14 protein-coding genes, 1 tRNA gene, 1 rRNA gene and 1 pseudogene are annotated in these 14,443 nt (G+C 40.1%); 4 read left to right on the top strand and 13 right to left on the bottom strand.

Features of this window, described 5'->3' with window-relative positions; translation table 11 throughout:
- Window positions 1-85 (top strand): IS3 family transposase (locus AX762_RS13410; RefSeq protein ID WP_371261672.1); only part of this gene is annotated, 85 nt, incomplete at its 5' end.
- 161 nt (window positions 86-246) lie between these two features.
- On the opposite strand, the gene AX762_RS09135 is transcribed toward AX762_RS13410, so the two are convergent.
- The 11 genes from AX762_RS09135 to AX762_RS09085 all read right to left on the bottom strand — a co-directional run bounded on the left by AX762_RS09135 (window position 247) and on the right by AX762_RS09085 (window position 11,335).
- Window positions 247-870 (bottom strand): sigma-70 family RNA polymerase sigma factor, encoded by a 624-nt coding sequence (locus AX762_RS09135; protein WP_071848832.1) that lies wholly within the window; start codon window positions 868-870, stop codon window positions 247-249.
- Between the two features lie 223 nt (window positions 871-1,093).
- The gene (locus AX762_RS09130; RefSeq protein ID WP_071848831.1) at window positions 1,094-1,630 is read right to left on the bottom strand and encodes an NYN domain-containing protein; all 537 of its coding nucleotides are present in this window, start codon (window positions 1,628-1,630) and stop codon (window positions 1,094-1,096) included.
- A 36-nt stretch (window positions 1,631-1,666) separates the two neighbouring features.
- Entirely contained in the window at window positions 1,667-2,473 is an 807-nt protein-coding gene (rlmB, locus tag AX762_RS09125; RefSeq protein WP_071848830.1) for a 23S rRNA (guanosine(2251)-2'-O)-methyltransferase RlmB, read from the bottom strand.
- 19 nt (window positions 2,474-2,492) lie between these two features.
- On the bottom strand, window positions 2,493-2,891 hold the full coding sequence (locus AX762_RS09120) for a Mini-ribonuclease 3 (RefSeq protein WP_071848829.1): 399 nt from the start codon (window positions 2,889-2,891) through the stop codon (window positions 2,493-2,495).
- Window positions 2,875-4,302, bottom strand: coding sequence for a cysteine--tRNA ligase (gene cysS / locus AX762_RS09115; RefSeq protein ID WP_071848828.1), 1,428 nt, complete (start codon window positions 4,300-4,302; stop codon window positions 2,875-2,877). The genes AX762_RS09120 and cysS overlap by 17 nt, the downstream gene beginning before the upstream one ends.
- A 155-nt stretch (window positions 4,303-4,457) precedes the next feature.
- Window positions 4,458-5,936 (bottom strand): glutamate--tRNA ligase, encoded by a 1,479-nt coding sequence (gene gltX, locus AX762_RS09110; RefSeq protein WP_071848827.1) that lies wholly within the window; start codon window positions 5,934-5,936, stop codon window positions 4,458-4,460.
- A gap of 125 nt (window positions 5,937-6,061) precedes the next feature.
- Window positions 6,062-6,763 (bottom strand): 2-C-methyl-D-erythritol 4-phosphate cytidylyltransferase, encoded by a 702-nt coding sequence (ispD, locus tag AX762_RS09105; protein WP_071848826.1) that lies wholly within the window; start codon window positions 6,761-6,763, stop codon window positions 6,062-6,064.
- Window positions 6,756-7,871, bottom strand: coding sequence for a PIN/TRAM domain-containing protein (locus tag AX762_RS09100; RefSeq protein ID WP_071848825.1), 1,116 nt, complete (start codon window positions 7,869-7,871; stop codon window positions 6,756-6,758). Before AX762_RS09100 ends, ispD begins: the two co-directional genes overlap by 8 nt.
- A 94-nt stretch (window positions 7,872-7,965) precedes the next feature.
- A complete protein-coding gene (radA, locus tag AX762_RS09095; protein WP_071848824.1) occupies window positions 7,966-9,339 on the bottom strand; it encodes a DNA repair protein RadA in 1,374 nt (457 codons plus the stop codon).
- Window positions 9,340-9,543: 204 nt separating this feature from the next.
- Complete coding sequence (dut, locus tag AX762_RS09090) at window positions 9,544-10,041, bottom strand: dUTP diphosphatase (protein WP_071848823.1); 498 nt, start codon at window positions 10,039-10,041, stop codon at window positions 9,544-9,546.
- A 187-nt stretch (window positions 10,042-10,228) separates the two neighbouring features.
- Window positions 10,229-11,335, bottom strand: coding sequence for an ABC transporter ATP-binding protein (locus tag AX762_RS09085; protein WP_071848822.1), 1,107 nt, complete (start codon window positions 11,333-11,335; stop codon window positions 10,229-10,231).
- A 339-nt stretch (window positions 11,336-11,674) separates the two neighbouring features.
- Between AX762_RS09085 and AX762_RS13405 the strand changes: the two are divergent.
- The 3 genes and pseudogenes from AX762_RS13405 to AX762_RS09070 all read left to right on the top strand — a co-directional run bounded on the left by AX762_RS13405 (window position 11,675) and on the right by AX762_RS09070 (window position 14,144).
- Window positions 11,675-12,414: pseudogene (locus AX762_RS13405) on the top strand (SDR family NAD(P)-dependent oxidoreductase).
- Window positions 12,415-12,654: 240 nt separating this feature from the next.
- Complete coding sequence (locus AX762_RS09075) at window positions 12,655-13,770, top strand: NADH-dependent flavin oxidoreductase (RefSeq protein WP_071848821.1); 1,116 nt, start codon at window positions 12,655-12,657, stop codon at window positions 13,768-13,770.
- Window positions 13,771-13,844: 74 nt separating this feature from the next.
- On the top strand, window positions 13,845-14,144 hold the full coding sequence (locus AX762_RS09070) for a HesB/YadR/YfhF family protein (RefSeq protein WP_071848820.1): 300 nt from the start codon (window positions 13,845-13,847) through the stop codon (window positions 14,142-14,144).
- 81 nt (window positions 14,145-14,225) lie between these two features.
- On the opposite strand, the gene AX762_RS09065 is transcribed toward AX762_RS09070, so the two are convergent.
- Both AX762_RS09065 and rrf read right to left on the bottom strand, forming a co-directional pair.
- A tRNA-Asn gene (locus tag AX762_RS09065) sits at window positions 14,226-14,298 on the bottom strand.
- A gap of 36 nt (window positions 14,299-14,334) precedes the next feature.
- Window positions 14,335-14,443 (bottom strand): 5S ribosomal RNA (gene rrf / locus AX762_RS09060); the annotation flags it as partial.

The raw sequence follows: 14,443 nt of genomic DNA, 5'->3' as shown, positions 1-14,443 counted from the left end.
CAACAACGAACGAGGACAATGGAAACTAAAAAAATTGACTCCGGTATCATACCGAAGCCAGCTTCTTTTACAACCCGCAGCATAGGGTGTTTTTTATACTCTCCTTGACATAGGGTCCGGTTTAAAACAACAGCTGGTCGTAAATAGGGTCAAAACAAAAAAAGCCCCGAGAGGCTTTTTTATTTTGACCTGAAACTATTCAATGAATGCAGGTTAATGATAAACGTTCGTTCTAGTTTTGTTCCATCATATAAAATGCTTGCGGTACTTCTCGGTACACCGGTGCTTGGCATTCATAACTTTCTCCCTAGAACAATTTAAGTCTGCTGCGATTTTATCATAGGAATATCCCAAAAAGCAGTTGAGACATACTTCTTTCTCGAAAGAAGACAAATATTCTATGTATTCTTCCATCGTCTCATTAACAATTGGTTTATCTTCCGGTTGGATTGCTTTTGAAGGACCCACCAGTTGATAGCCCTTTTCTTCCAAAACGCCTTCCAAAGACAAGGAGTCTCTAAACGATTTTCTTTTCAAGGCATTGTTCCATCTAATTAAACGATTAAAATGATTGTCTAAAGATAAACAAACATATTGATTAAAGCTCATTCCTCTGTCAAGGTCATATTTTCCAACGCACTCCACTAGGATCAGGCACGCTTCCTGATATAAGTCTTCACGTTCATATCCTTTTACAAATCGTCGATAGGTCGACTTCCTTAATAAGGACTCACACCGTTCTATAAGTTCCTGAAAAACCGAATCGTTTCCAGCTTGAATTTGAAAAATCAAGGCATCGACGACTGGATCACTGATATCTTTATATATTTTTTTTGTCTGCGGCTCTTCTTTTTCTGTATAAAGTTGCATCCTCTCTTCTCCTTTTGATTATTATTTTTTAACAACAAAAGAACAATACATTTATAGGCCGTACTTTGCATCCTTTGAAAGCGTTTCATTTTATTATACTTACTTTTTAATCTTTTAGTCATTAATTTTTTTACATTGTGAGTAAATTCTCATTAATTATAAAAAAAAGCCTACTCAAATGACATAATTAGTCATAATTGAGTAGGTTTTATTAAATCAGTGCTTATTTATTATGCGTTTTTTTTACCATATCAAAATATAATGCTTCGAGTTTTTTCCGGTCTTCCTCTTTAAGAGGGGAGTTGCGTGTTTTGGTCTGCATGCTGTACACGGCACTGTCGATGGCGATGTTCTTTTTTGCCTGTTTGATATCCTTATACAGTTCATTCGCGGATTTACGCGTGGCGCCTTTTTGAAATATGATCCACTGCTCCGCCAGGTCCGAGGTCGCGACCTGGACTTGCGTGATGAGCAGATTTTCTTCACCGACTGCTTTTTCGATGAAACTGTCGGCGGTTTCGCCTTCTTTTGTAAAAATCACGACGACATCGAATTTGTCATAACGCTGCGTAATGCCGGGAACAAGCTGCGCATCAAAGACGATGCGGATCTCTATGCCTTCGTACTTGGCATAGTTACTCAGTTCGTGTAAAAGCAGATCACGGGCATCTGCCATTTTATCCTGGTGTTTCAGTTTCACTAACTCAGGCCAGGCACCGATCATGTTATACCCGTCCACATACAGCAGTTCTTTTTTCACTAAACTCCCCTCCTCTCAGCTCTTTTAATAAAAAGGTTACAGCGCATTTCTTTTTCTGAACACTTCGTACATCAACAAACTCGATGCCACGCCCGCATTCAAACTTTGAACGTCTCCGACCATTGGAATAGACAAGGTTTCATCCACTTTTTCCTTCACTAAGCGGGAAATCCCTTTTCCTTCACTACCGATGACTAGTCCGATCGGTGAAGAAACTTCCCAATACCGGTAGTCTTTCCCTTTCATATCCGTACCGAATATCCACAACCCACGGTCCTTAAGTTCATCTATGGTCTGTGCCATGTTTGTCACACGAGCTACAAGGACATGTTCGATCGCTCCCGCTGAAGCTTTAGCTACTGTAGAGGTCAACCCGACCGCCCTGCGCTTGGGAATGATGACACCATGTACCCCGCTTGCATCAGCTGTCCTCAAAATAGACCCCAGATTATGCGGGTCCTCGATGCCGTCCAGGAGTATAAAGAATGGTTCTTCATTTTTCGCCTTGGCTTTTTCAAACAAATCGTCTAAACTGGCGTAATTGACTGGACTTGCGGCTAGTACCAACCCTTGGTGGTTCCCACCATCAGATAAGTTGTCCAGTTTAGCCTTGGGAACAAAAGACAGCTGTACTTTTCTCTTTTTTGCTTCATTGAGTACTTTAGTGATTTTATTGTCTGTCAAACCGTCCTGAACGAACAATTTATTTACATCACGTTCAGACTTTAGGGTTTCCAGCACAGGGTTTCTTCCATAAACCATTTCATCATCTGCGATAGACGTCTCCAGCTGTTTATCTGTTTCCTCTTTTTCGTTGTAGTTTTCTCGTTTTTTTATCGACATGTTTTGATCTCCTTTCTCTTTAACTCTTTTCGATTTCTATGATGCACCACGTCATCAGCTCATGCAGTCTTTCGGTCTGATCTGTTAAATACAAAAAGCCAATCAACGCCTCAAACCCAGTGGATTGACTATAGGTCCTGGAGTCTGTATTTTTCGCCTTTGAATAACTCTTTGCATTGCGACCCCGTTTATAATAAGTTGTTTCTTCTTCAGTGAGCAGGTCCTGTTCCATTATTTTTCCCACGAGATAAGCTTGAGCATTTGCTGAAACATAGGTAGTGGCTGAAACATGCAGACGGTTGGGTTTAGTTTTACCCGTATAGATAAGGTGTTCTCTTACCGCTTGTTCATACACGGCATCACCCATATACGCCAGCGCTAAACCGTTTAAAAGTTTAGGATCAACGTTTTTTTTCATCCTGCTCTCCTCGTTTCCAGCGTATGCCTTGAGGGGTATCTTCCAGTAAAATGTTTTGTTCTTTCAGAAGATCGCGGATATCGTCTGCTCGCTGGAAGTTACGTTCTTTACGAGCTGTTTCTCTTTCCTCGATCAGTTTTTCAACGTCATCGTCAAGTAGCTCTTCAGACGTTACTATGGTTATGCCAAAGACATACATGAATTCTTCGATAAGCGCTAAGGCACGTTCAAGAACCACTTTTGAGACAGCCGACGCATCCATATATCGGTTGATGAAACGAACGAGATCATAAACTACCGTGATCCCATTTTGTGCCTGGAAATCGTCATCCATATGTTCGATGAAATCCGTTTTATAGGCTTCGAGTTGATTCAAGTCACTGGTATCTGTGTCGCGTGTTTCTTCAGCCTGATTTAAACGATGAGAGGCATTAAAATAAGCCGTCTCGATACGGTTCAAGTTAGTCTTGGCTTCCTCTATCACATCAATGGAATAGTTGATCGGACGACGATAATGCGCCGTCGCCATAAAGAAACGCAGCGCTTTTGGATCGTGTTTCTCACGCAGGTCTTTAACTAGCACCACATTCCCAATGGACTTGCTCATTTTTTCGTCGTTCATCGTGACAAAGCCATTGTGCATCCAATAATTAGCGAACGTTTTGTGCGTTTTTGCTTCTGACTGGGCAATTTCATTTTCATGATGCGGAAATGCCAGGTCCTGGCCGCCAGCATGAATATCTATCGTGTCCCCCAGGTATTTTGTTGCCATAACCGAACACTCGATATGCCAGCCAGGTCTGCCTTTACCCCAGGGAGAGGCCCAGCTGATTTCGTCTTCTTTGGCTGCTTTCCATAAAGCGAAGTCGATCGGGTCTTCTTTTTTATCTGTTTCATCACCTAATCGGTTGCTCGCACCAAGTTCTAAATCATCTATAGACATGCGGCTGAGTTCGCCGTATTTCTTGAACCGACGCGTACGGTAATAGACATCCCCATCTGATTCATACGCATACCCATTCTTGATCAGTGCTTCGACAAACGTTATGATATCTGGAATATTATCCATCACACGCGGAGCATGCGTTGGCTTTTCCACTTCTAAAGCTTCTGTATCAGCATAGAAAGCTTCTATAAATTTATCTGCCACTTCCGGCGCTGTTTGTCCTAATTCTTTCGCTGCCCGAATAATTTTATCGTCAACGTCAGTAAAGTTTGAAACATACGCGACTTCGTAGCCTCTGTAGGTGAAATACCGGCGTATCGTATCAAAGGCTACGGTACTTCTAGCATTGCCGATATGAATGTAGTTATATACTGTGGGTCCGCATACATACATTTTTATTTTTCCTTCTTCAAGCGGTATAAATGGCTCTTTTTTGCGTGTCAGCGTATTGTAAACGTTTATCATCTTAAGAGACCCCCTTCTTTTACTATTACTTAAGATCAACAGTATTTTTCAAGCGTTATCTTTATACTTTTAACCGTCAAAAAGAAAAGCCACGCAACCGGTTGAAAGAAAATCCTGGTCGCATGGCTTCATAGCTTTTCCTAACAGTTTATGCTTTAAAAGGATTTGATTAAATCTTGTGATTTGTTGATGTTGGCGATTGCTTTATCTCTGCCTAGCAATTCAATGGTGTCATGTAACTGCGGGCCATGTTGCTGACCTGTAATAGCCACACGAATAGGCATGAATAGGTTTTTGCCTTTGATACCTGTTTCTTTTTGAACAGCTTTGATTGCTTTTTTGATAGCGTCTGCTTCAAAAGGTTCCACCGTTTTAAGTTGTTCGGTAAAGGCTTCTAAAACAGTCGGTACCGTTTCGCCTTTAAGAACTTCTTTAGACTCGTCTGACCAGTCCAGTTTATCTTCAAAGAACAAAACGGCAAGCTTCGTGATCTCAGCGGCATAGCTCATTTGTTCCTGGTAAAGACCAATTAATTTTTTGACCCATTCACTTTTTTCTTCTGAAGGATCGGCTTCGATATAACCGGCTTCAACTAAATACGGAATGGCTTTCGATGTTAATTCGTCTATGTCCATGTCCTTCATATACTGATTACTGATCCATTCCAATTTGTTCCCATCAAACGCTGCCGGAGACGTTCCTAGACGTTTATGATCAAACGTTTCCACAAATTCTTCTTTAGAGAATAATTCATCTTCACCTACAGGAGACCACCCAAGTAAAGTAATGAAGTTGAACAGCGCTTCGGGCATGTAACCCAGATCACGGTACTGTTCGATAAATTGCAAAATCGATTCATCCCGTTTGCTTAATTTTTTACCTGTGTCAGCATTAATGATCAATGTCATGTGTCCAAAGCGCGGTGCTTTCCACTCAAAGGCATCGTATACCATTATCTGCTTAGGTGTGTTGGCGATATGATCGTCACCTCTAAGAACATGAGAGATTTTCATGTAATGATCATCGATAGTTACAGCAAAGTTGTAGGTTGGCATTCCATCACGTTTGCGAATGATCCAATCGCCACCAATAGAGTCCGATTCAAAAGTAATATCCCCTTTGACCATATCATCAAAAGTGAAGGTACTTCCCTTAGGAATGCGGAAACGAATGACAGGCGTAATGCCTTCTTCTTCTTTTGCTTTCTGCTCAGCAGCAGATAAATGCGCACATTTTCCGCTGTAATGAGGCATTTCGCCACGTGCACGCTGCGCTTCACGTTCAGCTTCCAATTCCTCACTTGTACAGTAACACTTATAAGCGCGGTTGCTTACCATCAGTTGATCGATCAACGGATCATAGATATCTTTACGTTCTGATTGACGGTAAGGGCCATAAGGTCCGCCCTCCGATGGGCTTTCATCCCAATCGATTCCTAACCATTTCAAATTTTCCAGCTGGCTCTGCTCGCCAGCTTCGATTTCTCTTTTTTGATCGGTGTCTTCAATACGAATAATGAAATCTCCGCCGTGATGACGGGCAAACAAATAATTGAATAATGCCGTACGAGCATTTCCGATATGCAAATGCCCTGTTGGACTTGGTGCATAACGTACGCGGATTTTTTCTGTCATTATAAAACGCTCCCCATATTATAGATTAGTGTTATTTTATTTAAAGTCATAGTACTGATAACATAACATTATTTGGTCCATTCTTCCACAAAAACCCTTAAACAATCAGCTTATCATATTTATTTTCACTTGTTTTCTTTAAGCATTTTCGCCACTCGGTAATCAAACGCTGTGGTCAATTTGAAATTGTAATCGGATCCTTCAACGATCTCGACAGGATACCCTAAGCGCTCAACGAGTTCAGCTTCCTCATTACCATAAAACCTATCTTTTTCTGCTGTTTCCATCGCTTCAGTTAAAACCTGACAATCAAAAAGCTGAGGTGTTTGGATATGCCACACTTCCGGTCGATAAAGGGATTGGTAGACGAGTGAATCTTTGACAAGCTTGATTGAATCCTTAGCTGGGATCCCTAGCGTTGCGGCCACTGAGTCTTTACCTTTATCGATCAATTTATCTAGTAGTTCTACTGTTACAAAGGGTCTCGCAGCATCATGGACGAGCACTTTCTGGTTCTTGCTGCAGGACACCTGATTCAAGGCCCGCGAAACACTGTCTTGTCTTTCTCTGCCCCCAAGGACCCAGTTTATTTTACCAGGCATCTCTTCATACAATTCTTTTACAGCATTTTTTATCATCGTTTGATTTTCAGCATTTATGACGAACCATATCTTTAAGCATTTTTCATCATCGAGTAATAGTTTAAGAGAATAATCAAATACGGGTCGCTGGTTTATTGGCATCAATAATTTATTCAGCTGAGCTGGGTGCTCGAATCGTTTGGCTGAACCGGCAGCCAAGAGTATCGCTTCGTACTGATTATCCATCTGAATCTTTCCTGCTGTCAAGTGACTTCTGATCTGTTGTCATTTTAGCAAAAATCATGCGTCCGGCATTGGTTTGAAGTGAACTTGTAACCACGACATCCAGCATTTCGTTCATGTGAAATTTGCCTTCTTCGACTACTATCATGGTGCCATCATCCAAATAAGCGACACCTTGATTGCGTTCTGTTCCGTTCTTAACGATCATGACCCGCATTTCTTCACCCGGGATGACCACCGGTTTCACTGCATTGGCCAGTTCATTGATATTTAAAACCGAAACATTTTGAAACTCGGCAACTTTATTAAGATTAAAATCATTCGTGATGATCATGCCATCTAACCTTTTAGCCAGATGAACAAGTTTTAAATCGACATCTTCAGATTCCGGGATATCGCTGTCGTCCATTTCTAGAGTGATTCCTTTTTCCTTTTGTAAGGCATTCAAAATATCTAAGCCTCGACGCCCTCTGACGCGTTTCAAACTGTCCGACGAATCGGCAATATATTGTAATTCTTTGAGTACGTAGTGTGAAATAACTAACACACCTTCCAAGAAACCTGTCCTTACTACATCCAGGATCCGACCGTCAATAATCGTACTTGTATCCAGCACTTTGTATTTCCGGAAAGATTCCCCATCTTTTCTGTCTAAAACATCGCTATTTTCCTGCTTAACTGTTTTTGGTTGAAACAGACGTCGGATTTCTTCTCTCCGAGATGTTCCCAATTGAAAGCCGATATAGGCTAAAGCCATTGTTAATATGAAAGGAATCACGTCGCTTATAATAAGCATATTTAGAGCATTTAATGGAAAACTAATTAATAAAGCAAGAATAAGTCCGACAATCGCACCGATGCTTCCAAACATGAGATAAGCTATACTTAATTCACTGAATATTTGTTCGATTTTAACAATGCCTTTTTCAATGGGTTTAACCGCATAAAAGGACACAATATAAAAAACACCTGCGCCTAATACCATTCCGACAACCGGATGCATAAGCCAACTGGGCACTTCATTCCAGTTCGTAATCAAATCTGGAAAAACGTTATAACCTAAGCTACCACCAACCAATAAGAAAGTGAGTAGTATCAATTTCGCTACCATTTACTCCCTCCTCTTCGTATATTTTTACATTATTACCTACTCTGTCAGTATACCAACCTCACTCAAAAATACGAATAAATCAACCTTTTTCCGATTAAGAAAAAGCACGTTTTATCGCTTCCGATAATGTGGTACATCCGATAATTTCTATATTTTTAGGCCTATCCCAACCATCATCTATGTTGTTTTTAGGGATGATCACACGTTTAAACCCGAGTTTTGCCGCTTCTTTGACACGCTGTTCGATTTTTGAAATGCTTCGTATTTCACCAGTCAAGCCGATTTCGCCGATAAAACAGTCCGTTGGCCGCGTTTCTTTTTCCTTGTAACTGGAAGCGATACTAATGGCAATGGCTAGATCGATGGCTGGTTCATCCAGGCGTACACCGCCTGCCGCTTTTAGATAAGCATCTTGATTCTGCAAAAGTAAACCAGTCCTTTTTTCTAATACCGCCAAAATAAGTGAAACTCTCGAGTGATCCAAGCCACTCGCGGTTCGCTTGGCATTTCCAAAAACGGTAGGTGCAATAAGTGACTGTATTTCGACCAGGATCGGTCGTGTGCCTTCCATCGCTGCCACGACAGCAGAGCCCGTGGCTCCCGCTAATCGTTCCTCTAAAAAGAGCTGAGAGGGGTTCAAGACCTCTTCCAGCCCCCCGTTTCGCATTTCAAAGATGCCGATTTCATTGGTTGAACCAAATCGGTTTTTTACAGCTCTAAGGATTCTAAAGGTATGGTGCTGCTCGCCTTCAAAGTAAAGCACCGTATCCACCATATGCTCGAGCATTTTTGGACCGGCAATGGAACCTTCTTTGGTCACATGACCCACAATGAAAATGGCTATTCCGTTCATCTTCGCTATCTGCATGAATGTAGACGTTGATTCTCTCACCTGAGAGACACTTCCAGAAGCACTATCAATATTCACATGATGCATCGTTTGAATCGAGTCAATAATGACATAATCTGGTTTTAATGTTTCGATGGTTTCTGCGATGGCGCTTACTTCCGTTTCAGTATAGATATAGAAATCAGACCCTCTTAACTCTAAGCGCTCTGCCCTCATTTTAATTTGAGATGTACTTTCTTCACCAGAAACATAGAGGACTTTCCCTCCTTGCTGGTTGAGTTGAGCAGACACTTGCAGAAGCAGTGTCGATTTCCCTATACCGGGATCGCCACCGATCAGAACAAGTGAGCCAGGAACGACTCCGCCACCTAAAACACGATTAAATTCCACCATTTGAGTTTTAACACGTTCTTCATTTTCTATGGTGATGCTAGTTATCGGTACTGCCTTAGCTTTTTTACCTGACATGGTCACGCGACTTCGACTATCCGTTTTGTCCGGCAATTTTTCTTCAACCATCTGATTCCAGGCATTACAACTCGGGCATTTACCCAAATACTTGGGTAATTCATACCCACAGTTTTGACAAACAAATACGGTTGCTTTCTTTTTAGCCAAATTCATGACTCCTTTGATTTTATATAAATGCATTTATATTTGGATGTACTCAGTGTTATTCCGCAGCCATTAATAAGCATGCTTATTAAGTTTGTTATTATATCGAAACCAGAGGTGCTAAGCACCTTTGGCACTCTTTCGCTATGACTAAAAGATGTAAGTCTCATATCGATTTTTCACTGGCTCAGCAAGACTTGCTCTTTTTTATCTTCCTGATGACCCGAATCCACCTGTGCGTTTATCGAAGGTCTGTTCTTCATCATCAACCACTTCATACCTTGAAAAGATACCTTGAGCAATTCTTTCGCCTTTGGAAATTTCAACATCCTCTAAGCCGTAATTAATAAATTGAACAAATATTTCTCCTTCGTTACCTTCGTTGCCATAGTAATCCGCATCTATGATGCCGATACCGTTAGGAACTGCTAATTGTTTTTTCATTGGATTACTTGAACGATTAGCTAAAAGCAAGTATTCATTGTCAGGCATGTAAGCTTTAACACCCGTGGGAACCAGTGTAGAACTCATCGGATTCGTTTCACTTTGATTGTTCATTCTTAGAGCTTTAAATACTGACGGTACAGTGATATCCACAGCGGCCGTTAAGTCATACCCCGCCGAACCTTTCGTTGCTCTCTTGGGTAACAATAGTTCTTCATTTTCATATTTCGATACAATTTCAAAACCTCTGATTTTTTTCATAACATTATCTGCACTGAATAGAGATAGTGCAAATCCAACTCCCCTTTCAAACTACTATACAATATTTCCATTTTACACTAAAACGGACTGGACATAAATGAATAAATAAAAAACCTCTCCGAGTATACACTGTATACTCAGAGAGGAAAAAAGGGGGCAATTGTATTACGACTTAAATTATCTCAAATTAACGGATAACGTCAGTGCTTTCTGGATCGAAGAAGTGTGATTTACCCATATCAAAGGCTAAATCAATTTCTGTATCCGGTCTATAATAGTCACGAGCATCAACACGTGCGATGAATTCAATGCTTCCTAATTCTGAATAAAGCATGGTTTCAGCACCTAAGAGTTCAGAAACGGTAACTCTTGATCTTACTACTGAGTTTGGAGAAGTATCTAAAGCGATTTGCTCACTCTTGATATCTTCAGGACGGATACCAAAGACTAATTTTGCTTGATCTTTAAATCCTTTTTCACGTAATAATTTCATTTTACCTTCTGGTACTTCAATATCTAAACCATCATTGTTTGAGATACGGTTACCTTGAAGAGTCACATCGAAAAAGTTCATAGCAGGTGAACCGATAAATCCACCAACGAAGATATTAACCGGAGTGTCATAAACTTCTTTTGGCGTACCAATTTGTTGTATAAATCCATCTTTCAGGATAACGATACGGTCAGCCATTGTCATAGCTTCTGTTTGGTCATGGGTAACGTAGATAGATGTTGTGTTTAAACGTCGGTGCAATTTAGCGATTTCCGCACGCATGGCAACACGTAGTTTAGCATCTAAGTTAGAAAGTGGCTCATCCATTAAGAAAACTTTAGCATCACGAACGATCGCACGACCTAAAGCCACACGTTGACGTTGTCCACCAGATAAGGCAGCCGGTTTACGATCCAGCAAAGGAGTTAAACCTAAGATGTCAGCAGCATTTTCAACACGTTTTTTGATTTCGTCTTTTTTGTACTTACGTAATTTCAAGCCGAAAGCCATGTTGTCATATACAGTCATATGTGGATACAAGGCATAGTTTTGGAAAACCATTGCGATATCACGATCTTTAGGTGCTACATCGTTCATCATTGTGTCGCCTATCCATAATTCGCCGTCAGTAATTTCTTCAAGACCAGCGATCATACGTAGAGTTGTTGATTTACCACACCCTGATGGTCCAACGAAAACAATAAATTCGCGACTTTTGACACGCATATCAAAATCGGATACAGCAAATTCATCCGAATTGTCATAACTTTTATAAATATTTTTCATTGCAATTTCTACCATTAGTAAAAACACCTTTCTAGTTTCAGTTTTCTTTATGATTCGAATTTGAATCAAACATTGTTTAGTTGACAATTCCTATTATATTGAAAACGTTTTTTCATTCCTATGTAAACGTGCACAAAAAAATTGGAACCGTTTTGTGCAGTTTGCCGAAGAGAGAAAAAATCATTACAATGAGCTACTATATTCCAACTCTCAGTCCTGTTTCAAAAGCTTATTCATTTATTTATTTCTCGTATAAATGCTTTTAAAAATGAAATGGGAGGGTTCTCTTTTATAAAAATATAATTTTATTGTGTAATGAAATTGTGAAACAAAATACATAAAAGAGTGCATAAGATGAATGAACTAAAAGGAAAAGTCGCTGTCATTACTGGAGGAGCTTCAGTAATAGGTCTAGCAACTGTCGAAGCTTTCTTGGACAAAGGGTGCAAAGTTGTCTTAAGTGACTGCGATGTTGAGTCTGGCGAAAAGCAAGCAGATCGGTTGAAAGACAAAGGCGAAGTTATTTTCATTAAAGCAGATGTCTCCAAAGAAGATGAAGTCAAATCAATGATCAAACAAACGGCTGATAAATTTGGCTCAGTCGATGTTATTTCCAACAATGCTGCCATTGGTGCACAAGGAGAAACACACGATTTACTTATGAAGACTATTCTAAAGTTATCAAGATCAATCAAGATGGTGTTTTCTTCGGTAGCAAGTATGCTGTTAGAGAAATGCGTAAAAATGGTGGGGGTGTTGTCGTAAACAGTGCCTCTATATTAGGGCTAGTCGGTGAACCTACTGCCTTTGCTTATAATGCATCAAAAGGTGGCGTTGTCTTGATGACTAAATCACTTGCATTGCAGTATGCGAAAGATAATATCCACTGTGCAGCAGTCGCTCCGGGATATGTAGAGACCGGAATGGTAAATAGAGCAGCATTGGTCGAATACTACGATAACTTAGTAGCTAAACATCCAGTCGGCAGACTGGGACAACCTGAAGAGATCGCTCATACTGTGATCTTCATTGCTGAAAATGAATTTTTGACAGGCATCACCATACCTATCGACGGCGGCTATACTTCCCAATAATTCCTACCTATAACCAGAAAATTATAAAGTAATCAAAATATATGCTGGGAAAAGATTAAATCTTTCCTGACATGTATTTTGATTACTCTTTTTTTATGAGTCATCACTGGCTAACTTCGTTGACATCCCCTATTATTCCCTATAGAATAAAGAATATGGCTTACTTTTATACAGTAAAAACAGTGTGCTTTTTTTACTTAACTATCACATATTATTAAACATCAGTTAGAGAGGGATTACATGACTTATACATTTTTAAACCCCTATACTATCAAAGAGGGAATGACTTTAAGAAATAGAGTGCTTATGGCTCCCATGACAACAAGCTCAAGTACGCCTGAGGGTGAAGTAACAGAAGATGAACTCATCTATTATCTTGTGCGCTCGAGCGGACCAGGCGCTATCATCACGGCCTGTGCTTATATCTCGTCTGAGGGACAAGCGTTTCCTAATGGAATGAGTGTCGCCAGTGATGATCATATCGACGGACTAAGCAAACTAGCTAAAATAATAAAATTACAAGGTGCCAAAGCTATTCTTCAAATCTATCACGGGGGTAGAATGAGTCAACGACAATATAATGGAGGCAGACAACCTATTTCACCTTCACCTATTCGTGCGGAAAGAAAGTGGGCAGATACACCAAAGGAATTAACAGATGACGGTATAAATATTCTTATCCACCAATTTGGTGCCGCAGTTAGACGTGCTATTGAAGCTGGTTTTGACGGCGTCGAACTACATGGCGCAAATACCTACCTTATTCAACAATTTTTTTCACCACACTCCAACCAACGCACAGATAAATGGGGCGGGTCTATTAAAAAAAGATTGACCTTCCCACTTGAAGTCGTCACGCACTGTCAATCTATAGTTAAAGAACATGCACAAGAAACTTTTTTATTGGGATATCGTTTCTCTCCTGAAGAAGTAGAGAAACCTGGTATCAGATTAGAGGACACTATGTATTTAGTTGATGCTTTGATTAATCAACAAATTGATTATTTACACCTTTCGGTTAACTATTATTACCAGCCTTCCCTCGTGGGGGTTCGTGACTATAAACAACAAATACCTCATACTATAGGGAAACATATTAATGATAGAGTGCCACTTATTAGTGTGGGTTCAATTAAAACGCCTGTCGATGCGGAAAAAGCATTAGAATATTCTCAATTAATTGCTATAGGAAAACAATTGATAACCGATCCGAAATGGGTCCAAAAAATCGAAAACAATTCAGAAGAAACTATTCAAAATTCTTTGATTATATCAAAACGATCAAGCTACTATATTCCAGATCCACTTTGGGATACTTTAGTATCGATCCCTAATTGGATACCTATCCGTGAATAAAAATCGATAAGTAGGCAAAATATTATTTCATGGTATGATGACTTCAGAACGATAAAAGAAAGGAATGTTTCATAATGAAAATATCTCTTACCGACAGAGCACTTAAATGGTTTGAAGAAGAATTAGCACTAGAATCTGGCGCTGCCGTTCGTTTTTTTGGTAAAACCTACGGAAAAACAGAAGTTCACGAAGGCTTTTCAGTGGGTATAAGTGTGGAACAGCCTGATGGTGAGGTTTTAGGAAAAACAGTTCTAAATGGTATCACTTATTATGCTGGTGCAGAAGATGATTGGTTTTTCAGTAGATATGATTTAGTTGTTGATTTCGATGAAAAAAAAGACGAACCCCTTTATCACTTTAATAGTAACGAATAAAAATAGAGGGATTGAGTTGTTAAACTCAATCCCTCTATTTTTATCTACTTGTTGGTTGTTTAAATTTGAGCACAAAAAAAACTCCGCAAGCAGGGCTCGAACCTGCGACATCATGATTAACAGTCATGCGCTCTACCAGCTGAGCTATTGCGGAATAGTCTGATCTGTTTTTAGATAAAAAAAAAGAGCTGCACGGCAACGTCCTGCTTTCACAAAGGGAAACCCTTCACTATCCTCGGCGCTGGGAAGCTTAACGGCTGTGTTCGGAATGGGAACAGGTGGATCCTTCCCGCCATCGT

Source organism: Alkalibacterium sp. 20 (genome assembly GCF_001885615.1).
Classification (GTDB): domain Bacteria; phylum Bacillota; class Bacilli; order Lactobacillales; family Carnobacteriaceae_A; genus Alkalibacterium.
This window is presented reverse-complemented; position numbering and strand designations above follow the sequence as displayed.

Bases quoted from the DNA above. Each gene is read 5' to 3' on its own strand.
- AX762_RS09075 (WP_071848821.1), top strand. From the start codon at position 12,655: ATGACTTATACATTTTTAAACCCCTATACTATCAAAGAGGGAATGACT.
- AX762_RS09100 (WP_071848825.1), bottom strand. From the start codon at position 7,871: ATGGTAGCGAAATTGATACTACTCACTTTCTTATTGGTTGGTGGTAGC.
- AX762_RS09120 (WP_071848829.1), bottom strand. From the start codon at position 2,891: ATGAAAAAAAACGTTGATCCTAAACTTTTAAACGGTTTAGCGCTGGCG.
- dut (WP_071848823.1), bottom strand. From the start codon at position 10,041: ATGAAAAAAATCAGAGGTTTTGAAATTGTATCGAAATATGAAAATGAA.
- AX762_RS09085 (WP_071848822.1), bottom strand. From the start codon at position 11,335: ATGGTAGAAATTGCAATGAAAAATATTTATAAAAGTTATGACAATTCG.
- gltX (WP_071848827.1), bottom strand. From the start codon at position 5,936: ATGACAGAAAAAATCCGCGTACGTTATGCACCAAGTCCAACAGGGCAT.
- ispD (WP_071848826.1), bottom strand. From the start codon at position 6,763: ATGGATAATCAGTACGAAGCGATACTCTTGGCTGCCGGTTCAGCCAAA.
- rlmB (WP_071848830.1), bottom strand. From the start codon at position 2,473: ATGTCGATAAAAAAACGAGAAAACTACAACGAAAAAGAGGAAACAGAT.
- cysS (WP_071848828.1), bottom strand. From the start codon at position 4,302: ATGATAAACGTTTACAATACGCTGACACGCAAAAAAGAGCCATTTATA.
- AX762_RS09070 (WP_071848820.1), top strand. From the start codon at position 13,845: ATGAAAATATCTCTTACCGACAGAGCACTTAAATGGTTTGAAGAAGAA.
- AX762_RS09135 (WP_071848832.1), bottom strand. From the start codon at position 870: ATGCAACTTTATACAGAAAAAGAAGAGCCGCAGACAAAAAAAATATAT.